This is a genomic window from Clostridium tarantellae, assembly GCF_009295725.1.
Classification (GTDB): Bacteria; Bacillota; Clostridia; order Clostridiales; family Clostridiaceae; genus Sarcina; species Sarcina tarantellae.
In genome coordinates, this window is sequence record NZ_WHJC01000008.1 from 1 (window position 1) to 25,641 (window position 25,641).

27 protein-coding genes are annotated in these 25,641 nt (G+C 26.9%); 2 read left to right on the forward strand and 25 right to left on the reverse strand.

Translation table 11 applies throughout. The features are described from left to right. Positions 1 to 1,137 (forward strand): sporulation integral membrane protein YlbJ (gene ylbJ / locus GBZ86_RS01465; protein ID WP_152887057.1); only part of this gene is annotated, 1,137 nt, incomplete at its 5' end. On the opposite strand, the gene GBZ86_RS01470 is transcribed toward ylbJ, so the two are convergent. The 6 genes from GBZ86_RS01470 to GBZ86_RS01495 form a co-directional block, all read right to left on the reverse strand. Next, complete coding sequence (locus tag GBZ86_RS01470) at positions 1,120 to 1,656, reverse strand: ATPase (RefSeq protein WP_152887059.1); 537 nt, start codon at positions 1,654 to 1,656, stop codon at positions 1,120 to 1,122. The two genes, ylbJ and GBZ86_RS01470, sit on opposite strands and share 18 nt — an antisense overlap. Positions 1,657 to 1,672: 16 nt before the next feature. Continuing rightward, positions 1,673 to 2,155: a pantetheine-phosphate adenylyltransferase gene (gene coaD / locus GBZ86_RS01475; protein ID WP_152887061.1), complete on the reverse strand. Its 483-nt coding sequence runs from the start codon at positions 2,153 to 2,155 to the stop codon at positions 1,673 to 1,675. A 1-nt stretch (position 2,156) separates the two neighbouring features. Beyond that, positions 2,157 to 2,714, reverse strand: coding sequence for a 16S rRNA (guanine(966)-N(2))-methyltransferase RsmD (gene rsmD, locus GBZ86_RS01480; RefSeq protein WP_152887063.1), 558 nt, complete (start codon positions 2,712 to 2,714; stop codon positions 2,157 to 2,159). Positions 2,715 to 2,779: 65 nt separating this feature from the next. Further along, complete coding sequence (recG, locus tag GBZ86_RS01485) at positions 2,780 to 4,816, reverse strand: ATP-dependent DNA helicase RecG (RefSeq protein ID WP_152887065.1); 2,037 nt, start codon at positions 4,814 to 4,816, stop codon at positions 2,780 to 2,782. Positions 4,817 to 4,861: 45 nt separating this feature from the next. Continuing rightward, on the reverse strand, positions 4,862 to 6,511 hold the full coding sequence (locus tag GBZ86_RS01490) for a DAK2 domain-containing protein (RefSeq protein ID WP_152887067.1): 1,650 nt from the start codon (positions 6,509 to 6,511) through the stop codon (positions 4,862 to 4,864). Positions 6,512 to 6,523: 12 nt separating this feature from the next. Further along, positions 6,524 to 6,871, reverse strand: coding sequence for an Asp23/Gls24 family envelope stress response protein (locus tag GBZ86_RS01495; protein WP_152887069.1), 348 nt, complete (start codon positions 6,869 to 6,871; stop codon positions 6,524 to 6,526). Between the two features lie 190 nt (positions 6,872 to 7,061). On the opposite strand from GBZ86_RS01495, the gene rpmB reads away from it, so the two are divergent. Beyond that, entirely contained in the window at positions 7,062 to 7,253 is a 192-nt protein-coding gene (gene rpmB, locus GBZ86_RS01500; RefSeq protein WP_152887071.1) for a 50S ribosomal protein L28, read from the forward strand. Positions 7,254 to 7,499: 246 nt separating this feature from the next. Here rpmB and GBZ86_RS01505 read toward each other — a convergent pair whose 3' ends face one another. The 19 genes from GBZ86_RS01505 to spoIVA form a co-directional block, all read right to left on the reverse strand. Continuing rightward, the gene (locus tag GBZ86_RS01505; protein WP_152887073.1) at positions 7,500 to 8,138 is read right to left on the reverse strand and encodes a thiamine diphosphokinase; all 639 of its coding nucleotides are present in this window, start codon (positions 8,136 to 8,138) and stop codon (positions 7,500 to 7,502) included. 4 nt (positions 8,139 to 8,142) lie between these two features. Further along, entirely contained in the window at positions 8,143 to 8,796 is a 654-nt protein-coding gene (gene rpe / locus GBZ86_RS01510) for a ribulose-phosphate 3-epimerase (RefSeq protein ID WP_152887075.1), read from the reverse strand. Then, positions 8,790 to 9,659 (reverse strand): ribosome small subunit-dependent GTPase A, encoded by an 870-nt coding sequence (gene rsgA / locus GBZ86_RS01515; RefSeq protein ID WP_152887077.1) that lies wholly within the window; start codon positions 9,657 to 9,659, stop codon positions 8,790 to 8,792. Before rsgA ends, rpe begins: the two co-directional genes overlap by 7 nt. 161 nt (positions 9,660 to 9,820) lie before the next feature. Then, positions 9,821 to 11,980: a Stk1 family PASTA domain-containing Ser/Thr kinase gene (pknB, locus tag GBZ86_RS01520; protein ID WP_152887079.1), complete on the reverse strand. Its 2,160-nt coding sequence runs from the start codon at positions 11,978 to 11,980 to the stop codon at positions 9,821 to 9,823. 1 nt (position 11,981) lies between these two features. Then, positions 11,982 to 12,701 (reverse strand): Stp1/IreP family PP2C-type Ser/Thr phosphatase, encoded by a 720-nt coding sequence (locus GBZ86_RS01525; protein WP_152887081.1) that lies wholly within the window; start codon positions 12,699 to 12,701, stop codon positions 11,982 to 11,984. A gap of 12 nt (positions 12,702 to 12,713) precedes the next feature. Then, complete coding sequence (rlmN, locus tag GBZ86_RS01530; RefSeq protein ID WP_152887083.1) at positions 12,714 to 13,754, reverse strand: dual-specificity RNA methyltransferase RlmN; 1,041 nt, start codon at positions 13,752 to 13,754, stop codon at positions 12,714 to 12,716. A 12-nt stretch (positions 13,755 to 13,766) separates the two neighbouring features. Then, positions 13,767 to 15,086 (reverse strand): 16S rRNA (cytosine(967)-C(5))-methyltransferase RsmB, encoded by a 1,320-nt coding sequence (gene rsmB / locus GBZ86_RS01535; protein ID WP_152887085.1) that lies wholly within the window; start codon positions 15,084 to 15,086, stop codon positions 13,767 to 13,769. Between the two features lie 10 nt (positions 15,087 to 15,096). Further along, on the reverse strand, positions 15,097 to 15,795 hold the full coding sequence (locus GBZ86_RS01540; RefSeq protein ID WP_152887086.1) for a zinc metallopeptidase: 699 nt from the start codon (positions 15,793 to 15,795) through the stop codon (positions 15,097 to 15,099). A gap of 21 nt (positions 15,796 to 15,816) precedes the next feature. After that, positions 15,817 to 16,746, reverse strand: a complete 930-nt coding sequence (gene fmt / locus GBZ86_RS01545; protein WP_152887088.1) for a methionyl-tRNA formyltransferase — start codon at positions 16,744 to 16,746, stop codon at positions 15,817 to 15,819. A gap of 19 nt (positions 16,747 to 16,765) precedes the next feature. Beyond that, positions 16,766 to 17,209, reverse strand: coding sequence for a peptide deformylase (gene def / locus GBZ86_RS01550; RefSeq protein ID WP_152887090.1), 444 nt, complete (start codon positions 17,207 to 17,209; stop codon positions 16,766 to 16,768). 14 nt (positions 17,210 to 17,223) lie between these two features. Beyond that, a complete protein-coding gene (gene priA, locus GBZ86_RS01555) occupies positions 17,224 to 19,419 on the reverse strand; it encodes a primosomal protein N' (protein ID WP_152887092.1) in 2,196 nt (731 codons plus the stop codon). Between the two features lie 37 nt (positions 19,420 to 19,456). After that, a complete protein-coding gene (gene coaBC / locus GBZ86_RS01560) occupies positions 19,457 to 20,641 on the reverse strand; it encodes a bifunctional phosphopantothenoylcysteine decarboxylase/phosphopantothenate--cysteine ligase CoaBC (RefSeq protein ID WP_152887094.1) in 1,185 nt (394 codons plus the stop codon). Position 20,642: 1 nt separating this feature from the next. Continuing rightward, positions 20,643 to 20,861 carry a DNA-directed RNA polymerase subunit omega gene (gene rpoZ / locus GBZ86_RS01565; protein ID WP_152887096.1) on the reverse strand — a complete coding sequence of 73 codons (219 nt, stop codon included), beginning with the start codon at positions 20,859 to 20,861 and terminating at the stop codon, positions 20,643 to 20,645. Next, positions 20,842 to 21,480: a guanylate kinase gene (gene gmk, locus GBZ86_RS01570; protein ID WP_152887126.1), complete on the reverse strand. Its 639-nt coding sequence runs from the start codon at positions 21,478 to 21,480 to the stop codon at positions 20,842 to 20,844. The genes rpoZ and gmk overlap by 20 nt, the downstream gene beginning before the upstream one ends. Beyond that, positions 21,473 to 21,742, reverse strand: coding sequence for an extracellular matrix/biofilm regulator RemA (gene remA / locus GBZ86_RS01575; protein ID WP_152887098.1), 270 nt, complete (start codon positions 21,740 to 21,742; stop codon positions 21,473 to 21,475). The genes gmk and remA overlap by 8 nt, the downstream gene beginning before the upstream one ends. A gap of 14 nt (positions 21,743 to 21,756) precedes the next feature. Then, positions 21,757 to 22,641 (reverse strand): YicC/YloC family endoribonuclease, encoded by an 885-nt coding sequence (locus tag GBZ86_RS01580; RefSeq protein ID WP_152887100.1) that lies wholly within the window; start codon positions 22,639 to 22,641, stop codon positions 21,757 to 21,759. A gap of 113 nt (positions 22,642 to 22,754) precedes the next feature. Further along, the gene (locus GBZ86_RS01585) at positions 22,755 to 23,741 is read right to left on the reverse strand and encodes an asparaginase (RefSeq protein WP_152887102.1); all 987 of its coding nucleotides are present in this window, start codon (positions 23,739 to 23,741) and stop codon (positions 22,755 to 22,757) included. A 99-nt stretch (positions 23,742 to 23,840) separates the two neighbouring features. After that, complete coding sequence (locus GBZ86_RS16920; protein ID WP_170272129.1) at positions 23,841 to 24,002, reverse strand: hypothetical protein; 162 nt, start codon at positions 24,000 to 24,002, stop codon at positions 23,841 to 23,843. Between the two features lie 106 nt (positions 24,003 to 24,108). Further along, positions 24,109 to 25,587, reverse strand: coding sequence for a stage IV sporulation protein A (gene spoIVA, locus GBZ86_RS01590; protein ID WP_152887104.1), 1,479 nt, complete (start codon positions 25,585 to 25,587; stop codon positions 24,109 to 24,111). Between the last annotated feature and the right edge of the window lie 54 nt (positions 25,588 to 25,641).

The following is a 25,641-nucleotide window of genomic DNA, read 5'->3' on the forward strand; positions in this document are numbered from 1 at the left end:
ATATTAACTATACTATTAATTAAATTATTAAATTTAAAAATAAATAATTTAATTTGTATATTACTTACATTAATCATAATTTATTTTATAATTTATCCAAAGTCTTGTATTAGTGCTTCACTAAATGGAGCTCTTTTATTTGCAAAATCCATATTACCAACAATGTTTCCTTTTATGGTTATATGTAATATGATAATTTCTTTAGATGGATTAAAAATGTATTCTAGTGTTTTAGGTCCAATAATTTGTAAACCCTTAGGATTAAGCTATAATTGCTGTTTCCCGTTAATAGCTAGTTTTTTATGTGGTTATCCAATGGGAGCTAAATATTCTACAGATTTATATAAAAGCAATTTAATTTCATATAATGAATTTTCTAGATTATTAAATATAGCCTCTAATGCTGGTCCTCTTTTTTTAATTGGTGCTGTAGGAACTTCTATGCTTGGAAATGTTTATTTAGGCTATTTATTATTAATTCCTTGTTATACTTCTATTATAATAATATCTATAATAACATTTAAAAAAGAAGAGCCTAAGACTCCTCTTATTAATAAAATTAATACTACTTATAAAAATTCTTATAGGAAAAAAAATATAGGAAGTATTATAAGCACATCAATACAAGATTCTATAAATAATATTTTAATTTTATGTGGATATGTTATTATTTTTTCAGTAATAATAAGTATGTTTAAAAATTTATTATTTACAGATACTTTAATATACTCTTTTTGTGAAAAACTTAACATACCTCTTGATTTAATCAGCGGTATATTTTTAGGTAGCATAGAACTTACTAATGGCTGTAATATTATTAGTAGTAGTAATCTAAGCTTATTAACTAAATTATGTTTACTTGCTTTTTTATCTTCATTTGGTGGCTTATCAATATTAGCTCAAACAAGTTCATTTTTTCAAAATGAAAATATATCTATATTAAAATATTTCTCATTTAAATTTTTACAAGGATTAATCGCAATTATAATTATGTTTTTTTCTTATATATTATTAAAAGATAGTATAGCTACATTATCAGTCTCCGGAGCAACTTTATTATATATAAATCCTATTTTAATATTGCTCCTTATAAGTTTAATTACTTTAATCCTATACAAATTACTTTTTATCTCTTAATTCTTTTATATTTTCTCTAATACTATTTGAAGTTTTATTAATGTCATCACTAAGATTTAAAGCAAATGTTTCCATATTATTTTTCATATGCATTAAAAATTCATTAGTTTTTGAATCTATCTCTTTTTGTAATTGTGATAAAACTTCATCTGCATATTCTCTTGAGCCAAGTCTAATAGATTTTGCTTGTCTATGAGCAAGAGCTATTATTTCTTGTGCTCTTATTTCTGCTTCTTTTACAATATTATGATTTTCTATTCTTTTTTTCATTAATTCTATAGTTTCTAATCTAACACTTTCATTTTCTTTTTTTGCTTCTTGCAGAATTCTATCTTTTTCTGTAAGTAACCATTGTGCCTTTTTTATTTCATCTGGTAAATAATTAACAACTTGATCAATAGTTTCTAGCATTTCTTTTCTATCAACTACAACCTTACCTGTTATGGGAACTTTAGAAGCTTCCTCAACCATATCCCTAAGATAATCTAATAATTGCATTATTTGAGCTTCTTGCCTCATTAATGATTACCCCCCCCTAATATCCTTTTATTTTATAATTAAAAATTTCTAATATTTGCTTTGGTATAAATTTATCCACACACCCACCAAATTTAGCAATTTGTTTAATAGCTGATGAACTTATATAAGAGTACGTTGGATCACTTAACATAAATAATGTTTCTATATTTTTATCTAACTCATTATTTATAAGTGCCATAGGAACCTCATATTCAAAATCAGTAACAGTTCTTAATCCCTTTATTAAAATATTTGCTTCTTCTCTATGCATAAAGTCTATTAATAATCCATTAAAACATTTAACTTCTACATTTGAATAACACTCCACAACTTTTTTAATAATTTCTACTCTTTCATCAATTTGGAATAAACCTTTTTTATCTATATTTATTAAAACAGCAATTATAACTTTATCAAATAATTTACTTGATCTTTCAATTATATTAACATGACCATTGGTAATGGGATCAAAACTACCTGGATAAACAGCTATCCTCATTTTATTCCTCCTCTATTTTATAAAAGCAAACAGTGGTATTCCCATATTTTTTTTCTCTACATAACTTAATATTTTTAGTTCCTTCAAATATTTCTTCACTACTATCAATCTTAGTTACAATTAATCCATCTGCTTGAAGCATTGAATTATTATCAATTATTTCCATAGCTTCTGGTATTAAATTTTTTAAATAGGGTGGATCTATAAAAATTAAATCAAATACTTTTCCTCTTGAAGCTAAATTTCTTAATGCGGAATATGCATCTGTATTTAAAGCATAACAACAATCATTAAATCCTAAATTATCTATGTTTTCTTTTAAAACTGGAAATGTTATTGGACTTTTATCTACTAAATATACTTCCTTAGCACCTCTACTTGCAGCCTCTAACCCTAAACTTCCAGTACCTGCAAATACATCTATAGAAACTGCATCTGGTATATATCCTTGTATCATACTAAATATAGACTCTTTTATTCTATCTAAAGTTGGTCTAGTATCATAGGTTGGTGGTGAAAGTATCTTTCTACCTTTTGCTCTTCCTGAAATTATTCTCATCTTTATTTCCTCCTTAGATTAAATAATAATATTTTACCACACTAGCTACAATTATACAATTATTGTCAATTGAAGCATATATAAGTGGTTGTTCTTTCTAAATTTTTCAAAATTTCATTGCATAATTTAATGTTTTCTATATTATTTTTTTCACTTAATATATGTCTAGCCTCTGCATTAGCACATTTTAATATATTTATATCATTTACAATATCAGCTAATAAAAAACCTAATTCACCATGTTGCTTCATACCAAACATTTCTCCTGCTCCTCTAAGTTTTAAATCTTGCTCAGCAATATAAAAACCATTGTTACTTTTTGTCATTATGTTCATTCTTTTCTTAGTAACTTCATTTTTAACATGGGCAATAAGTATACAAGTTGATTCATATTTCCCTCTACCAACTCTACCTCTTAATTGATGCAATTGTGCTAATCCAAATCTTTCTGCATTTTCAATTATCATAACAGAGGCATTAGGAACATTAACTCCAACTTCTATTACTGTCGTAGATATTATAACCTTAACTTCATTATTTTTAAAGCTATTAATAATATTATCTTTTTCAACTGCATTCATTTTTCCATGTAATATTTCAACTTTAATATCTTTAAAAATATCCTCTTTTAATTCTTTATAAAGCACTTCCACAGCTTTAAGGTTTAATTTTTCATTTTCTTCTATTAAAGGAGACACTATATAAACCTGTCTTCCTTTTTTAACTTCTGAATATGCAAATTTATAAGCTTTCATTCTATTATTTTGCTCTACTAATAAAGTTTTTATTGGTTTTCTTCCTGGTGGTAATTCATCTATTATCGAAATATCTAAATCACTATACATATATAAAGATAAAGTTCTAGGTATAGGTGTTGCTGTCATAACTAATACATCTGCTAATTTATTTTTATTTATAAACTTACTTCTTTGTTCAACACCAAATCTATGCTGTTCATCTGTAACTACTAATCCTAAATTTACAAAATTAACATCATCTTGTATAAGAGTATGAGTACCTATTACCAAAATAGGCTCTCCTGTTTCAATCTTTTCTTTTATTCTTTTTTTTTCGCTATTTTTAGTACTACCTGTTAATAATTCAATATCTACATTAAAATTACTAAATATTTTTTTTGCTTCAAAATAATGCTGATTAGCAAGTATTTCTGTAGGTACCATTAAAGCTGTTTGATAACCATTCATATAAACATTAAACATTGCTATTAAAGCTACCATAGTTTTTCCTGAACCTACATCTCCTTGAACTAATCTATTCATAGATATAGTTTTTTTCTGATCTATAAGAATTTCTCTTACTGTTCTTGATTGTGCTGTTGTTAAAGTATATGGCAAACTCTCTTTTAGTTCAATTAACTTTTCACTCATTTTAAAATTAATTCCATTTGATGAATTTTTTAAATGAAACTTCATCATCAAAAGCTTTAAAGAATAAGTAAATAATTCTTGAAATTTTAATCTATTAATAGCTTTTTCAAGGGATATCTTATTTTTTGGAAAATGTATATTTCGCAAAGATTCATCTAATGAATTTAATTTATATTTTTCAATAATATCGTTAGGTAAATTTTCTGTTATAGTAATGCCATTTAATATAGAATTCACCAATTTAACTAATATTTTATTATTCAAATCATTTTTTAAAGAATATATAGGAATTATTTCACTATTTTTAGCTCCTTTGCAATCTATCAATGGGTTTATAACTTCTAGCATATTACCTATCTTTTTAAACTTACCTACTAAGTCATATTCTTTATTTAATTTTAAATTTTTTTTAATATAAGGTTGATTAAACCATTTTCCAATTATTTCTATTCCATTATATGAAAATTTAATTGTAATTAAACTTTTTCCATTTTTTGTTTTAGTAATACTACCATACTCTTCTACTTTACATTTTAAAACTGCTTTTTCTTCTTTAAAATTTTCTTTTATGTCTATATTATTATTTATATATTCATACTCTCTTGGAAAATATAAAAGTAAATCTAATAAATTATATATTCCACTTTTATTTAATTTCTCTTTTAATTTTGGACCAACTCCATTTATACAACATATATCAGCATATATATTCATAAAATGACCTCCATTTAAATAAGAAAAAAAGCGACAAAGTCGCTTTTATTCCACTGACATTATGAAATAATATAATGGCTGCTCTCCATTGTAGCATTGAACATCTAAGTCACTATATTTTTCTTCTATTTTACTAACTAATTCATCAACCTCTTCTTTATTACTATCTTTTCCATAAAATAAAGTAATAAGTTCTGATTCATCATCTACTAAAGTATCTAAAAGAGTTATCGCTACTTCATAAGGATTTTTTCCAACTTCTTTTATTTTGCCTTCAACTAATCCTAAAATATTTCCTTCTTTGATTTCTTTTCCATCTACTTCTGTATCTCTAACAGCATAAGTAACAGAAGATGTTTTAACCATTTTCATTATTTCTTTAAGTTCTTCTTCATTATTATCTACATCAGATTCTGGACTAAACATAGTTATGCAAGTAATTCCTTGTGGAATTGTTGTAGTAGGTATTACTCTAATATCCTTTTTAGATATTTCTGCTGCTTGATTAGCTGCCATAATTATGTTCTTGTTATTTGGTAAAATAAATATGTGCTCAGCATTTAATTTATCAATTGCTTCAATTATATCTTGAGTGCTAGGATTCATGGTTTGACCACCTTCTATAACATAATCTACACCTAAATCCTTAAAAATATTCTTAATACCTTCACCCATAGCAACTGAAATAAATGCATATTTTTTCATTTCTACTACATCTTCAGTTGTTATAATTTCTTCATCTGCAGAATTATTATAATACCCTTCTGCTAGCATTTCTCTATGTTCTTCTCTCATATTATCAATTTTTATTTTAGAAAGTTCTCCTAATTTAACAGCATATGATAAAACTTTACCTGGATTATTAGTGTGAATATGAACTTTTATAACATCATCATATCCAACTACTATAAGAGAATCTCCTAATGATTCTATTTGATCTTTAAAATCATTTGCTTTTTTTGCATCTCCTAAAATAATAAACTCCGTACAATATCCAAACATTATATCTTCAATATTAGTTGTAGCAGAATTTTGAGAATTAACTACTTTTCCTATTGAAGCTGAAGAAGATTCAATTTTCAAATTATTTCTTAAAGCTTCTTCCATACCTTGAAGAATTATTAATAATCCCATTCCCCCAGAATCAACAACTCTTGCCTTTTTTAATGCAGGTAGCATTTCAGGAGTTTTATCTAACATTACTTTACTTTCTTTGCAAACAAATGCCATCAATTCTGTTATATCCTCAATTGTAACATTTGTAGCTGCCTCTCCTGCCGCTCTTATAATTGTTAAAATAGTTCCTTCTGTTGGTCTCATTACAGCTTTATAAGCAGCTTTACTTCCTTCTAATAAAGCATAAGCAAATTCACTAGCTGATACTTCTTCTTTTCCTTCTAAGCCTTTTGAAATTCCTCTTAATATTTGTGATAATATTACACCTGAATTTCCTCTTGCCCCCATTAAAGCACCTTTTGCTAACTTCTTAGAAACTTCTGCTATATTAGTGTTATTTAATCCCTCTATCTCTTTTACAGCTGCTCTAAATGTCATAGACATATTAGTTCCTGTATCTCCGTCTGGAACCGGGAAAACATTTAAAGAGTTAACAAACTCACTTTGATTTTCAAGTTTAATAGCAGCATTGCTCACCATGAAATACAAATGTTCTCCATTTATTTTGTTGAATTTCATTATATTTACCTCCTAGACTCTAACCGCTTGAACATTTACTGTAATAGATGATACCTTTAATCCAGTATAATTTTCAACATTATATTTTACTTTTTGAATTATATTATTTGCTATTACAGAAATTTTTGTTCCATACTCAACCATTACGAAAAGTTCTATTACTAATTTATCATCCTTATAATCTATCTTTACGCCTTTAGCTAAATTTTCAACTCTCATTAATTCCCAAAAACCTTCTGTAGCATTTTTAGAAACCATACCAACTACACCATAACATTCCATAGTTGATAATCCTATAATTTTTGATAAAACATCATCAGCATAAGCTACGTTGCCATGTTCATTTGAATATCCAATCATGATGATTCCTCCTCAACTATTCCATATACTATATTCTATATTAAATAGTTTGATTATTCAAGAATTATATACTAATACTTCTATCTTTTTAATTAATTATTTTATTTTTTACTTGCATATTTTATATATGTTATGTTAGAATATTAACGTCCTATTGAAGATTTATCTTCATTTGTAAGGAGGTGTTTTTATGTCAAGAAGATGTGAAATCTGTGATAAAGGTGTTGTAAGCGGAAAGCAATACAGCCACTCACACAGACAATCAAATAGAACTTGGGCTCCAAACATAAAAAAAGTTAAGGCTATCGTTAAAGGAACACCAAAAACTGTTCATGTTTGTACAAGATGCTTAAGATCTGGTAAAGTTCAAAGAGCTATATAGTAATCTTTGACAAAAATGCAATTGTTAATCAATTGCATTTTTTAATTTTATAGAAAAAAGAGTATGTATTAATTTACATACTCTTTCTTTTTAGACCATTATGTATTTTATTTTTTTGGTCTTTTAAAAATCCTTAAGATTTTTGATAAACACTTTGGCAGTTTAATGGCAACTATTTTCATCCTAACCTTCTTTTAAATAAATTACTCTGTTATATATATTATGCTTAAATTAAGTAAATTGTGCTTAATCTCTAGAATATATTATTAAAACTTTTCCTTTATCAAAAGAAATGCCAATTTCATTAGTTACAAATTCATTAGACACACATAATGCATCCCCAAATTTTAAATTATGTCCTTCTAGTTCATATTTTGCTTTATGTATACTAAAATTATTTACATTTTCTCCAAAAGCTTGAAAAGATACTGTTTCTCCTGGATTACCTAATAATATTCTTGGAACATCAGTTAAGAAAATCTTATTATTCTCATCTATTATATAAGCCTCTATATTATTTTCTAAGCATTTATTTAATAAACCTATATTAGCAAGTACATGATCAATTCTTGTACCTGTAAAACCTAACATGTATATCACATTAGCACCTAGTTCTATAGCTTTATTAACTGCTATTTCTGAATCAGTATTATCCTTTTCTACATTATATTTTATCATTTCATAATTTTCTAATTTTTCTAATTTTTCTAAATACTCTATATTAACCGAATCAAAGTCTCCTAAAATGTAATCAGGGGTTATACCTTCATCTATTAAACATTCTATTCCTTTGTCTGCTGCAATAATACAATTACTCTTTCTAACTATTTCATTTAAAAGTGATTTTTTGGGTCTTTTACCACCAGATATAATAGCTATATTCATATCTTTAAATAGACTTTCTTAAAATCTCTATATTCTCTTCTATTTTATCACCTTTAAATACAGCTGAACCAGCAACTAATACATTTGCTCCTGCTTCTACTATTTCTTTTGCATTATTACAATCAACTCCACCATCTACTTCAATTAATATATTTGGGTTACCAGCTTCAATTGCCATTGCTTTTATTTCTTTTATCTTTTCTAATGAATATGGTATAAAGCTTTGGCCTCCAAAACCTGGATTAACAGACATTATAAGTACCATATCTAACTTGCCAATTATATTTTTTAATACTATAGTAGGTGTTCCTGGATTTAATGACACTGCTGCCTTTATGCCTTTACTTTTTATATATGATATAGTTCTATCAATATGCTTATCTGCCTCATAATGAACTGTTATTATGTCTGAACCACAATTTACAAATTCATCTATATATTTTGAAGGATTTTCAATCATTAAATGAACATCAAATACCATATTACATTTATCTCTTAATGCTTTAATTATTGGAAAACCAAAGCTTATATTAGGAACAAAAGCTCCATCCATAACGTCTATATGTAAAAATTCTGCGCCTGCCTCCTCTACTCTTTTAACATGTTCTCCTAATCTACTAAAATCTGCTGATAATATTGATGGTGCTATCTTTACCATTTATTATTCCTCCCACTTAATATTTCTTCTAATGTTTTTATATAAAATTCATATCTTAGCTTATTAATATTTCCTTTTTCTACATTTTCTTTAACTGAACACCCTGGTTCTTTATAATGATTACAACCATTAAATTTACATTTACCATTATATTCATCAAATTCAGGAAAACAATATTTTAATTTATCTTTTTCCATAAAACTTATATCTAAAGTTGAAAAACCTGGAGTATCAACTAAATATCCCTCTTCAATTTCTATAAGTTCACTATGTCTTGTAGTATGTTTTCCTCTTCCTATTTTCTCACTTACATTTCCAGTAGCCATATGTTCCCTATTTATAAGTGCATTTAATAAAGTAGATTTACCAGCTCCTGAAGGACCACATAAAACAGTTATATTGCCCTTTAATCTTTTTTCCAATTCATCAATACCTTTTTTCCCCTTAGCATTTATAAAAAGAACTTCATAACCAATATCATTAATAATTGATTTTATTTCATTCTTTTCTTCTTGGCTACATAAATCTTCTTTATTTAAACAAACAATAGCTTTTATATCATTATATTCACATAATGCTAAAAATCTATTTAACAAATCAAAATTTATATCTGGATTTTTAATTGCAAAAACTACAAAGGCTTGAGTTACATTTGCTACTGTTGGTCTAATTAACTCAGAAGTTCTTTTAAATATTTTTTCTATAACGCCTTTATCTTTCTCTACTTTTATTTCTACCCTATCACCTACCATAGGCTTAAGAGCTTCAAATCTAAATTTTCCTCTAGCTTTACATTCAATTAAGCCTTCATCAGTTTTTATGTAATAGAATCCTCCAATTCCTTTAATTATAATTCCTTCCATAATCCCTCCATAAGTTTATCTTATATATTTATAATAAACAAAATTCACTATAAAATGCAAGAAGCTTAAGTATTTATAATACATTAAGCTTCTTTATACATTAATATATTTATATTAATGACCAAATTATACTTTTATTATTAATATAATAATATTTTTATTTATTTTTTCTTTACTGTTCTAGTTGATGGTTTAATAGATAGTTTAGATGCATTTTGATTTCTACCTTCTCCTTGGTTACCATCTTGGTTACCTCCTTGGTTACCATCTTGATTACCATCTTGATTACCATCTTGATTACCATCTTGGTCACCTCCTTGGTTACCTTCATCTGGAGAACCTGTATTTCCTTGATTTGATTTATAATTATCATAATAATAAACGGTTATAGATGTTCCTTGTTTAACCTCATAACCTTCTCCAAACTCTTGTTTGAATATCTTTCCTGATGAAGCTTCATCTTTAGCTTTATCACCTTTTTGTGCATTAATTTTAAATCCTAAACTATTAAGCTTATTTGTAGCTTCTTCTACTGTTAATCCTGTTAAATTTGGTACTTTAGCAGTTTTTACTTCTTTACCTTTACTAACAACTACACTTACTTTTGAATCTTTAGGAACTTCATCACCTACTGTTACATTTTGTTTTATAACAGCATCTTTTTCAACAGAATCACTATATTCATAACTTACATTTCCAAGTTGTAATCCTAAATTACTTAAAGTACTCTTAGCATCTGATAATAACATTCCTAATAAATTTGGAACTTTAATAGTTTGTATTTTTTTACCTTTACTAATAACTAATTTTATTTTCATATCTTTAGTTACTTCATCTCCCACAGTTGGACTTTGTTTCATTATCACATCTTTATCCACTGAATCGCTATACTCATAATTAACATCTCCAAGTTTTAATCCCAAATCATTTAAAGTACTCTTAGCATCTGATAATGACATTCCTACCAAACTTGGAACTTTAGTTTTTTCTTCACCACTACTTACTAAAACTGTTACCATAGAACCTTTTTTCACTTTAGCTCCTGCTTTAGGAGTACTATCTATAACTGTATCTTTTTCAGCTTCATTTTCCTGTAAAACTTCTTTATAAACAAGTCCTAGTTCTTCAAGCTTATTCTTTGCTTCATCACTTTTTAAAGATACTAAGTTAGGAACTACTATATCTGCTTCATCCTTTTGAAAATTTTGAGTAAATTTAAAACCTGCAAAAGCACCTAATACTATTACCGCTATTGCTACTATAGACCAAATTAATATATTTTTATTAGATTTTACAGGCTTTTTATTTTTTGATTCAATTGACTTATTATCAATATCATCATCTTCTTCATCCTCATCATCAAACTCTTCAAATTCATCTATATCTTCTAATTCATTATCTATATTTTTCTTTTCCTGAGCTTTCAACTCTTCTATATTAACAGGAGACATAACCCTTGTAAATTGTTCTTCTTCAACTACTTTATTACCTAACGTCGTATTAGGATTAAGTTTAATTTTTTCTAAATCAGTTATAATATCTTTAGCAGTTTGATATCTATCTATAGGATCTTTTGAAATTGCCTTCATTATTAAATAATTCAAACTATCAGGAATACTACTATTTAGATCTTTAGCCGGTACAGCATCTTCCTGTATATGTTTTATTGCAACTGAAACGGGTGAATCCCCATCAAAAGGAACTACTCCTGTTACCATTTCATATAAAACAACTCCTAAAGAATATAAATCTGTTCTATAATCTACAAAACTTCCTTTTGCTTGTTCTGGTGAAAAATAATGTGCTGACCCTAAAACACTATTAGTATGTGCTATTGTAGAGGCATCCATGGATTTTGCTATGCCAAAATCAGCAACCTTTACAACACCTTCTTCTGTAACCAATATATTTTGTGGCTTAACATCCCTATGAATTATTCCACTTTTATGAGCGCATTCTAGAGCTTTTGCCACCTTGGTTGCTATGCTTAGTGCTACCTCATAAGGCATTTTTCCTCTTTCTACAATTATATCTTTTAATGTCTTTCCCTGCACATATTCCATTACAATATAATGCTTATCATCTTGAGTTCCAACATCTAATACATTTACTATATTAGCATTAGATAAAGTGGCTATAGATGTGGCTTCTCTTTTAAATTTATTAACTATTTCTTCATTATTCTTAAAATTATCCTTTAATATTTTTACTGCTACAAATCTATTTAATTTTTTATCTAGAGCTTTATAAACAAAAGACATTCCACCTTCGCCTACAACCTCAAGTATTTCATATCTCTCTCCTAATAACCTTCCTATCATTTCAATTCTCTCCTCCAAAAACCAGAACTGTTATGTTATCTTTACCACCTCTTGATTTAACTAACTTAACTAAATTTTCACAAGCTATATTTAAGTTTTTTTGTTGCTTATATTCACTCCATATTTCAGTTTCTTCCACATCATTAGTTAATCCATCTGTACATAAAAGAAATAAATCATAATCTTGTCTATTGAAATTAAATATATCTACATCTACATTTTTATTAGTACCTATAGCTCTAGTTATAATATTTTTTCTTGGATGGTTTTTAGCTTCTTCTGAAGTAATACATCCACTATCTAGTAATTCTTGTACTAAAGAATGATCTTTAGTTAGCTTTTCAATTTTAGTATTAGTCATTCCAAAACAACAACTATCGCCTACATTGGCAATCTGTACGAAATCTTTATGAACCAAAATTGTTGCTATTGTAGTCCCCATCCCAGATAATGTTTTTCTTTCTAAAGACATATTGTAAATTTTTGTATTTACATCTATTAAAGATTCTTTTAATAGATTTTCCACTGGTATTATACCATAATTTTCTTTAATAAAGGCTATAACCCCTTCAACAGCAAACTTACTAGCTACTTCTCCAGCATTATGACCTCCCATACCATCTGCAATTACATATAATTCATATTCATCTTCTAATGAATATGCTAAATAATCTTCATTTAGCTCTCTAATATTTCCTTTGTCTGTAAAAAAACCTACCATTTCTTATTCCCCCTATAGGCTACTGTCTTGTGATTTAATATAACTTCTTCTTAATTGACCACAAGCTGCATTTATATCTGAACCCATTTCTCTCCTTATAGTAGCCTCTATACCATATGTATTAATTGTTTTTAAAAATTTATCTATATCTTTTTTAGAAGATTTTTTAAATGAATTTTCTTTTATTTCATTTACTGGTATTAGATTAACGTGACATAACATTCTTTTAAGCAATGCTCCTAAACTTTTAGCATCTTCTAAAGTATCATTTACATCACTAACTAATGAATATTCAAAAGTAACTCTTCGTTTTGTTTTTTGTATATAATATTCACAAGCTTCTAAAATTTCTTTTATTGAATATTTATTAGCTATAGGCATAATTTGTTTCCTTTTTTCATCTGATACCGCATGTAAAGATATAGCTAATGTTACTTGCATTTCTTTATCTGCCATTTCATAAATTTTAGGAACTATTCCACAAGTAGATAATGTTATATGTCTTTGCCCTATATTCAACCCATAATCAGCATTAACTATTTCTAAAAATTTCATAACATTATCAAAATTATCTAATGGTTCACCACTTCCCATTAAAACTATATTAGAAATTCTTTCATTTAATAACTTTTGAGCAATAATAATCTGCGCTAATATTTCACCACTGGTTAAATTTCTTTTCATTCCTTCTAAAGTGGATGCACAGAATTTACACCCCATTCTACAACCTACTTGAGTAGATATACAAATTGTATTGCCATGCTTATATCTCATGATTACACATTCAACAATATTTCCATCCTTAAATGCTACTAATAATTTCATAGTACCATCTTCTTTAGATGTTAAACATTCAATAACCTTTGGAATACCTACATAAAAGTTTTCTTCTAGTTTATTTTGAAGAGTTTTAGGAATATTTTTCATATCCTTAAATTCAAAAATATTTTTATAAATCCAACTTAAAATTTGTTTTGCTCTAAAAGCACTTTCATTATTTTCCTTCATCCAAGCTTGTAAATCACTTAAAGATAAATCTAAAATATTAATCAAATTTCTCACCTACTATTTTTTCTTTAGCTTTCCTATGAAAAAGCCATCCATATTTTCATTAGGTAAAATAGTTACACTTCCATTATCATTGTATATTATATTATCAGCATTTCCAAAAAATATTTTTTCTATTGTACAATCACTATTTCTTTCAACAAACCAATTTAATATTTCTTCATTTTCTTTTTTATTTAATGTACAAGTAGAATAAACTAATTCTCCACCTGATTTTAAATAATTCCAAGCATTTTTTAGTATATTCTTTTGTATTTTTATTATTTCATTTAAATCATTAGATTTCTTATTCCATTTTATTTCTGGTTTTTTTCTTATAATACCAAGCCCTGAGCAAGGTACATCTAATAAAATTTTATCTATAGAATTAATATATTTTGAATTAGTTTTTGTTGCATCTGATAATTCAGTGGTTAAATTTGTTATACCTAATCTTTCTATGTTTTCTTTTATCAATTGTAACTTATGGTCATAAATATCACAAGCTATAACTTCTCCTGAATTCATTAAAATCTCACTTAAATGCGTTGCTTTAGTTCCAGGAGCACTACATAAATCCATAACTCTATCATTATCTTCTAAATTTAATAAAGGTGCTACTAACATGGCACTTTCATCCTGAACAGTTATAAATCCTCTATTATAAAGACTATTTTTCTCTATACTACTTCCTTTTTTAATAACTATAGCTTCTGGAGATATTTGACCTTCTTCCACATCATATCCAGCTTCAACTAAAATTTCAAAAATTTCATCATAGTCCCCTTTTAAAGGATTTATTCTAACTGTAACATTAGGTACACTATTTAATCCTTTTAATATTTTTATTCCATTTTCTTTTCCATATTGTTTAAAGAATAAGTCTATCATCCAATTTTCAAATGAATAATCGTAAGCTAAAGAATCTCTTTGACTTAATCCCTTTTTATAATTTTTATCTTCATTTCTTAAATAGTTTCTAAGAACACCATTTACAAATTTGGATAACTTGGGTGCTACTTGCTTAGATAAATTTACGGCATCATTTACTATAGCATATGATGGCACTCTATCTAAAAATCTCATCTGATATATAGCACTTCTTAAAATATTTATAACTTTATCATCTATTTTACTGATATGTGAAACAAAATTTCCTAAAATAATATCTATAGTTTTTCTATATTTTATAGTTCCATAGACAACTTCTGTTATTAATCCTTTATCTTTATTATCTATATTTTTATTATTTAAAAATTTATTTATTTCTATATTAGAATATGCTCCTTTTTTAAATACATTATCTAATATTTGAACTATTATTTTTCTTGCGTTCATATAATTACTCCTAATCTCCTGAGTTTCTATCACTTATAGCTATTAACCTTAAAAGTTGAGCTACTGCCATTAATGTTGCTGCTACGTAAGTTAGTGCTGCTGCGCCTAAAACTTTTTTAGCTCCATTTATTTCATTACCATAAAGTATATTTTCACTCTCTAGTAGTTTTATAGCCCTTGAAGAGGCATTAAACTCTACTGGTAAAGTTATTAATTGAAATAAGACAACAGCTGAAAATAGTATAATACCTACTGTAGTCAACTTAGCCATTCCTAATAAAATTCCTGCTAAAAATAATATCCATGAAAAACTTGAAGCAATATTAACAACAGGAACAATAGTATTCCTAACTATTAAAGGTTTATAAGCCTCTTTATGTTGAATAGCGTGCCCAACTTCATGGGCTGCAACACCTATAGAAGCTACAGATGTTCCACTATATACATCTGAAGATAATCTTAAAACCTTTTGAGTTGGATCATAATGATCACTTAAATTTCCCCCAACATGCTCTATTTCTACATTGTTTAATCCAGCTCTATTTAATAGCATTCTAGCTACCTGAGCTCCTGTATACCCATTAGAACTTCTAACACTTTGATATTTATGAAATGTACTAGATACTTTAAATTGAGCATATGCTGATATTATCAAAGCTGGAAGTAATATTAAATAAGTAGGATCCCACCAAAAACCATAACCATACATAATTCTTCTCTCCAATCCTTTTTATTTTAATACTTTACCTATATCAAGTGAATTTCCATTTATAAATTGTTTCACTAATAAAGGCTTACCATTAGGTAATTGAAGTTTTTCAATTACTAATATTTCCTTTCCAGTAGCAACTCTTATTCCATCTTTATCAAAAGAAAGAATTGTTCCTGGCTCTTTTGATGTTTGTTTATCTTCTACATGTGAATTATAAACTTTTATAACCTTATCATCATAGGTTGTTAATGCTATAGGCCAAGGATTTAATCCTCTAATTAGATTATGAATATCCTTTGCATCTAAATTCCAATCTATTTTAGCAATTTCTTTATTTAGCATTGATGCATAACAACTTTCTTCATTATTTTGTTTTTCAGATATTAGTCTACCCTCTACTAATCCTTTTATTGTTTCTATTAACATATCTCCACCAGTATTCATTAATTGATCGTGCAATTCACCAGCAGTCATACTTTCTGTTATTTCAACTTCATTTTTTAATAACATATCTCCAGTATCTAATCCTACATCCATTAACATAGTTGTATTTCCAGTAACCTTTTCCCCTTTTATTATACACCAATTTATAGGAGCTGCCCCTCTATATTTTGGTAAAAGAGAAGCATGTAAATTTATACATCCAAATTTAGGTATATCTAATACTTCCTTAGGAAGTATCTGACCAAAAGCTACTACTATTATAAAATCTGGATTAATTTTCCTTAATTCTTCTATTGTTTCTGGCTCATTTTTTATTCTTAATGGTTGATAAACTGGTATATCGTATTTTAAAGCCATTTCTTTAACTGGAGACATAGCTAATTTTTTTCCTCTTCCCTTTGGTCTGTCAGGTTGAGTAAATACTGCTTTAACTCCAAACTCTTTTATTAATGCTTCTAATGAAGGAACAGCAAACTGTGGTGTTCCCATAAATACTATATTCATCTCTTAATCCTCCTTAGTATTAATTTCCATAATCAGTAAATAATATTCCATCTAAATGGTCATTTTCGTGTTGTATTGCCTTGGCTAAAAAGTCTTCTCCTTCTAAAATAAATTCTTCCCCATTTTCATCTAAAGCCTTTACTTTAACCTTTTTAGCTCTTGAAACTTCACTTTGCATTCCTGGAAGACTTAAGCATCCTTCATAATCAGTATATTCTCCACTTTTTTCTATTATTTCTGGATTTATAAAGACTTTAACACCATTTCCATCTTGAACATCTATAACAAAAATTCTTTTTAAAATACCAACCTGTGGTGCTGCAAGACCTACTCCATTTGCATTATACATAGTATCTATCATATCTTTTATTAACACTTTTATTCTATTATTAATTTCATCTACAGTTCTACATTTTTTTCTTAAAATTTCATCTTCATTTATTCTTATACTTCTTATAGCCAAAAAAATCTCCTCCTTTAAATTAAACTATTTGGATTTATATCTAAGCTAACTTTTATTTCATTATAAACATCTTTTGAATATTCATAAACCATTTTCTTTATATCATTAGTTATTATATCATTTAAATTACCTTTTATTAATATCTGCCACCTATATGTATTTTTTATTTTACCAATAGGACATGAACAAGCTGGATAAATTTGTATATCTTCATATTTATTTAAATTTTTATCAAAATACAATTTTAATTTTTTACTAAAATTTATTAATTTATATTCGTTCATACCTGTAAGTGTTACCAAAAATAATTTAGTAAAAGGAGGATAATCCATAATTTTTCTTATACTAATTTCTTTTTGAAAAAAACCTTCATAATTATTATCTTTAGCATAAATAATTCCGTAATGTTCTGGAGAATAAGTTTGAATAATTACTTCTCCTTCTTTTTCTCCTCTACCTGCTCTTCCACTTACTTGAGTTAAAATTTGAAATGTTCTCTCACTAGATTTAAAATCTGGAAGATTTAATGTAGTATCAGCTGCTAGTACTCCGACTAAAGTTACATTTTCAAAATCTAATCCTTTAGCTATCATTTGAGTTCCTATTAAAATATCAGCATTTCCCATTTTAAATTCATTATATATTTTTGCATGAGAATCTTTTTTTCTAGTTGTATCTACATCCATTCTCAATACTTTAGCTTTTGGAAAATAATATTTTACCGCTTCTTCTACCTTCTCTGTACCTAACCCAAAATATTTAACATAACTACTATTGCATTTTGGACAAACATTTTCTACTCTTTTTGTTTTTCCACAATAATGACATACTAAAAATCCATTGTTATGATATGTCATGGATATATCACAATGATCACATTTAAAAACATATCCACAACTTCTGCATGAAACAAAAGTAGAAAAACCTCTTCTATTTAAAAATAAAATAATTTGTTCTTTTTTATTTAATCTATCTTTCATTTTTAAAAATAATTCTTTACTAAACATAGATTTATTATTATTTTTTAGCTCGTTTCTCATATCTATTATAGTTATGTTTGGAAGATTAAATTTATTAGCTCTATTTTTAAGTTCTATTAACTCATAATATCCTTTTAAACTTTTATAATAACTTTCCATACTAGGAGTAGCAGAACCTAATACTATTTTACATTTTTTTAATTTACTGATAAATTCACACACTTCTATAGTATTATATTTAGGATTCATTTCTGATTTATAACTACTTTCATGTTCTTCATCAACAACTATTAATCCTAAATTTTCAAATGGTAAAAATATTGCTGATCTAGCTCCAATAACTAACTTAACCTCTCCATTTTTTACTCTATACCACTCATCATATCTTTCTCCATCAGAAAGCTTACTATGAAACACAGCTACTTCTTTACCAAATCTCCCCTTAAATCTTTCTATCATTTGGGGTGTTAACGCTATCTCTGGAACTAAAATTAAAGAGGTTTTATCTAGTAATAACATATAACTTACTAAATTCATATAAACCTCTGTTTTTCCACTACCTGTAACACCTTTTAAAAGAAAAATAGATTTTTTACTTTCTAATATTATATCATAAGCCTTAACTTGTTCTTCATTTAATACTTTAGGGGGATATTTTTCAAATTCTTTTTTATTACTTCTATCTACTTTTACCTTTTCACTATAAATACAATTTAATTCAAGTAATTTATTTATCATATAAGTAGATATTCCAAAATTATTAGTTAACTCAGCTTTGTTAAAGATACCACTAACTTCTTTTATTTTTTCTAATGCTTCTAATTGATTTGTATTTAAACACTTAATATACTTGCTAAAACATATTATATTTTTAGTTTTTTCTTTATTTCCATTCATAATTTTAGGTGGTATCATTATTCTTATAGCATCTATATACTTACATAAATATTTTTGTTTTAAAAATTTAATAATCTCAAAAGAATCATTTGTTAATAATGGTTCTTCATCACATAACTTAATTATACTTTTATATTTAATATTAATTTTAGAAACACTTTCACATAAATTAATTACAAAGCCTTCAACTTTTTTATTCCCATTTCCAAAAGGAACTAAAACTCTATGTCCTATTTTTATAATATCTCTTAAGTCATCTTTAACCTTATAAGTAAAAGGTCTATCTATTTCAACTGCCTCACTATTTATTATTACTTCAGCAAATTCATTCATGGAAATCACCCTTTATATAGAAATAAAAAGGCGCAAATCAGCGCCCTTTTATCATATCAAATATATTTTTTGCTACTTCTCTTTTAGACATCTTCTCCAAATGATTAAACTTTCCTTGTTTATCTATAATAACAACTTTATTTTCATTTGAAGCAAATCCTGTATCATGAGAAGTTATATCATTAGCTACTATAAAATCCAAATTTTTTCTTACTAATTTTTCTTTGGCATTATCTAATAAATTGCTACTCTCTGCAGCAAATCCTATTAAAATTTGTTCTTTTTTTCTTTGTCCTAAAGCTTTTAATATATCTATATCTCGTTCTAATGCTAATGATAATTCACCATTACTTTTTTTAATTTTTTCATTACTGTATTTTTTACTTTTATAATCAGCTACTGCAGCTGATTTAATAACAATATGTGCTTCTTCAAATTCTTTTAACACTGCTTCATGCATTTCATTATTAGTAGTTATACTAATAACTTTAACACCATAAGGCATTTTTAAGTTAGTTGGTCCTGTTATAAGAGTAACATCTGCTCCTCTATCTCTAGCTTCTTCTGCAATAGCATATCCCATTTTACCTGAAGATTTATTAGTTAAATATCTTACAGGATCTATAGGCACAATAGTTGGACCTGCTGTTATTAATACTTTTTTCCCAACTAAATCTTTTTTATCATTTAGCTTTTGTAAAACACAATCTACAATTACATCTGTATCTTGCAATTTACCTTTTCCTATATCACCACAAGCTAATCTACCACTAGCTGGTTCTATAAAATTATATCCATAACTAATTAATTTAGATATATTGCTTTGAACAATAGGATTTTCATACATATTGGTATTCATAGCTGGACAAAAAATAACTGGACTTTTAGTGGCCATTATAGTTGTTGATAACATATCATCTGCTATTCCATTAGCTATTTTACCTATTATATTAGCTGTAGCTGGAACAATTAAAATTAAATCAGCTTTTTGCGCTAATGAAATATGTTGTATTTCCCAAGCTTTAGGTTCAGCAAACATATCTGTTATAACCATGTTTTGACTTAAAGATTGAAATGATAAAGGGGTTACAAATTCTTCTGCTGACTTAGTCATTATTACATGTACATCAATATCTTTCTTCTTTAGTTTACTTATAACATCTAATGCTTTATAAACAGCAATTCCCCCTGAAACTCCTACTACAACACATTTTTTATTCATTTTACTTTATGCCTTCTTTCACTTGCTCATATTGAACAAAGTCTTCATTAACTTCATTTATAGCAATTGTTAATGGTTTATTAGATTCTACTGAAACAAATTGTTCAGCACCATCTATAATTTGTCTTGCTCTTTTTGAAGTTATTATAACTAATGAATATCTATTATCTACCTTTTCTAATAAATCAACTATTGATGGATTAATCATAGAGTTGCTCATGAATAATGTCCTCCTTTGACTCTAATATTGTTTCTTTTAATCTATCCACTCTGCATTTTTCTGCTATTAATACACTTTCAATTTTATTAACGGCATCTTCTACGTTATCATTAACTACTGCATAGTTATACTTTGAAACGTAATTTATTTCCTGATATGCTGACTTAAATCTAGTCATTAAACTTTCAGGAGTCTCACTACCTCTTTTTATTATTCTTTGTTTTAACTCTTCCATTGAAGGAGGTAATATAAATATAAATACTCCTTCTCTTGCTTTTTCTTTAACCTTTAAAGCACCTTGAATATCAATTTCAAGAATTACATTTTTTCCTTCATCTAATAATTTTTCAACATTAGATTTAGGAGTTCCATAATAATTTCCATAAACTTCAGCCCACTCTAAGAAGTCATCTTCTTCAACTCTTCTTAAAAATTGTTCTTTACTTAAGAAATGATAGTTTACTCCATCAACTTCTCCTTCTCTAGGATTTCTAGTTGTTGCTGAAACTGATATGAAAATATCTTCATTTTTTTCTAAAAGGGCTTTACAAATAGTTCCTTTTCCTGCCCCCGAAGGACCTGATATAACTATTAATACACCTTTGTTCATTCTATTCATCATCCTCTTCTACAACTTCTTCTTTAGTTGACAATCTATGTGCTACTGTCTCTGGTTGAACTGCTGAAAGAATTACATGATCTGAATCTGTAATTATTACTGCTCTTGTTCTTCTTCCATAAGTAGCATCAATTAGCATACCTCTATCTCTTGCTTCTTGAATTATTCTTTTTATTGGTGCTGATTCAGGACTTACAATAGCTACCAATCTATTAGCAGATACTATATTTCCAAAACCAATATTAATTAATTTGATGCCCATATTATTCCTCCTGATTATTCCATGTTTTGAATTTGCTCTCTAATTTTTTCAATAATATTTTTTATATCTATAACTATATTAGTTATTTCTATATCCGTAGATTTAGATGCAATAGTGTTGGTTTCCCTATTCATTTCTTGTATAATAAAATCAAGTTTTCTTCCTATTGAATCTTTTAAAGTTAAAGTTTCTCTTAATTGTGAAATATGACTGTTTAATCTTATTATTTCTTCATCAATAGTAGCTTTATCAGCAAATATAGCTACTTCCATGGCTATTCTATTTTCATCTATTTCAACATTAGTTAATAATTCTTTTATCTTCTCTTCTAGTTTAATTTTATAAATTCCAACTAAAGTATCAGATTTTTCTTCAATTCTCTTAACTGAGCTTTCAATAAAATTACATTTCAACAAAATATCTTCTGCTAATTTTTCGCCCTCTATAGATCTCATTTGTATCATATTGTCTAAAGCTTCTTTAAGCAATAAATTAATTTCATTCCATGCTTCCTCTAAATTTTCTTCTTTTTCTTCAACAACTATAATCTCTGGATGTTTAGCTACTAAAGATAAAGTTAAATCATTTTTTAAAAAACCAAATTTTTGTTGTAATTCTTCTAAACAAGCTATGTAACTTTCAGCAAATTCACTATTTAACTTGGCAACGTCATTCCCTTTTCCATAATTTTTACAATTTATAAATATATCTACCTTACCTCTATTTAATCTTTCTGATACAATTTTTCTTATTTTTTCTTCAAGAGAAATCATACTTCTAGGCATTCTTATATTTATATCTAGGTATCTATGATTTACACTTTTTATCTCTAAAGAAAAGCTTCTTTCTTTTCCCTCTTCACTTGTTGCTCTTCCAAAACCAGTCATACTTTTAACCATATAAGAGCTCCTCCTTAAATGTTTATGAAATTAACTTTACTTTATTAATTTATTCATGTCAATATTTTGTTCATATTTTGTTCATATTTATAAATCTATGTATATTTATTATTTTATTTATATCTATCTTTTTCAAAACTATGCTTTATATATCTAATGTCTTTATTAAAACATAATAATGTTAATAACTTTATTCTCGCCTTTTGACTTGGTAAATTTTCTCCCAATATAACCCCTAAATCTCTTAATTGTTTCCCTCCTCCTTCATATCCATAAGAATCAAAAACTCTTCCTTCAAAACATCTTGAAGTTATAACAATTATTATTCCTTTTTTTATTGCTGATTGAACTCCATTAACCATCTTTGGTGGTATATTACCTCTACCTAGTGCTTCTATTACTATACCATCATAACCTGATTCAATACAATAATTTAAAAAATCTGAATCCATTCCAGCAGCACATTTTATTATGGCAACCTTTTTATCTATTTTTTCTACTGGTATATAATCTTCTTTCATTGCATTTCTATAAAATATAACTTTATTATTATCTACAATTCCTATAGGTCCAAAACTTGGAGTTTTAAAAGCATTTAATGCCATAGAATTTGCTTTAGTTACTTCTGTAGCACTATTTAGTTCTCCATTAAAACATATAAGAACCCCTCTTCCTTTTGATTCTTCTGCAGTAGCTGTACATATAGATGCTGCTAAATTAGACGGACCATCATATCCTAATTCTGAACTGCTTCTCATAGCACCTGTAAATACTATAGACTTTTGAGTATTTATTGTTAAACTTACAAGATATGCTGTTTCTTCTAAAGTATCTGTTCCATGAGTTACTACAACTCCGTCTATATCATCTCTATCTATCAAAGCATTTATAAATTTAGATAAATTCAACATAATTTTTGGAGTCATATGTGGACTTGGTAAAGATGAAAAATTATGTGACTCTACTTTAGCATAGTTTTCTATTCCTGTAACCATGGCCATTATCTCTTCACCAGTTAAACTAGGAACTGCTGCTTTTATCCTTTCATCTACTTTCATAGATATAGTTCCGCCATTAAAAATAATTGCTATTTTTTTCATTTTATCCCTCCAATTAATATATTTCATAATCACATAAATTAATTTAATAAATTATGCTTTCATTAATATTTTTAATTATACATCATATGTGTTTAACTATCATTTATTTTTTTTCTTTCTTTGTTTGTCAAAAAAATCTATAAATTTTATTAAAATCATAAAAAAAATAGTACTATAAATTATTAATCCTTCCCAAAATCCAAATCCAAATGTATTTCCTAATTTTGTACATTTTAATATAAATATTTTTATTAATTCCATAGCACTCTCCTTAAAACTTAATAAAAAAATAAAGAACACAAATTAATTTATAACTATTTGCGTTCCTTATTTAATCCTCTTTCATAATATATTAAACATATTTAATCTAGAAAATTATACAAATTAAATTACCATCGCCTTCATTTATAATCTTTTGTAATGTTTTTTGTATTTTAGCTTGTATATCTTCTGGCATTTTGTATAATTTATTTTGAAGACCTTCTTTTACTAACATTTCTAATGATTTTCCAAACATATTGCTTTGCCATAATTTTTCTGGATCACTTTCAAACTGTTCAAGTAAAGCTTTAAATACCTCTTGAGTCTCCTTTTCACTTCCCATTATAGGGCAAATCTCTGTTTGTATATCAGCTTTTATTAAATGTAAACTTGGTGCACTTGCTTTTAATTTTACTACATATTTAGAACCTTGTTTATATATATCTGGTTTTTCAAATTTCATTTCTGATAATTGAGGTGCCACTAATCCATACCCTGTTTCTCTTACATCTTTTATAGCTTCAGAAACTTTATCATATTCAACTTTATCTCTATATAATTCCTTTATTAAAGCTAATAAATCACTTTCATCTTTTAACTCTGAATTACATAATTCACTAACAATTCTATAGAATATTCCTTTTTCAGGATCAATTTTCACCCTAGCTATTCCATTGCCTAAATCTGTTTCGCATATTTCTGTAAGACCTAAAAAATCTTCATTTCTATATGAATCAAGACAACTTTTTATATCTCTTACTTTAAATATGTTCTTGCACATATCTTTTACTATGTTTAAAAAGTTTATTTTTAACCAGTGATTTGGATCTAATTTTTCAATCCATTCTGGCATATCAATGTTTATTTCTTTCACTGGAAATTCTTTAAGTACTTTTATAAATAAATTGCCTATATCTATTTCATTCATATTTGCTATATCCATAATTTGAACTGGAACACCATATTTCTCTTCCATTTCTTTTCTTAAATTTACTGTCTCAGTAGCATTTGGCATTGATGTATTAAGTACAATTATAAATGGTTTTTCTATAGATTTTAACTCATTAACTACTCTTTCTTCTGCTTCTAAGTAATCATTTCTATTAATTCCCGTTATACTACCATCAGTAGTGATAACAAATCCTATAGTTGAATGGTCTGTAATTACTTTTCTAGTTCCTATTTCTGCTGCATCTTCAAATGGTATTTCATAATCAAACCATGGAGTATGAACCATTTTAGAATCTTCACCATCAAAATATCCCTGAGCTCCTTTTACTATATATCCAACACAATCAACCATTCTTACATTAAATTTTATTCCCTCATGCAAATTTATTTCTATTGCTTCATTGGGAACAAACTTTGGTTCCGTAGTATGAATAGTTTTTCCTGATCCACTTTGTGGCAACTCATCTTTAGCTCTTTCTTTTTTATAACTATTTTCTATCTTAGGTATAACCATAATATCCATGAATCTTTTTATAAATGTAGATTTTCCTGTTCTAACGGGACCAACCACACCTACATAAATGTCACCTTGAGTTCTTTCCGAAATATCTTTATATATATTAAAGTCCTCCAAGATACAACCTCCTAAATTTATTATTTTAACACTATATATATATTATTTTTCAAG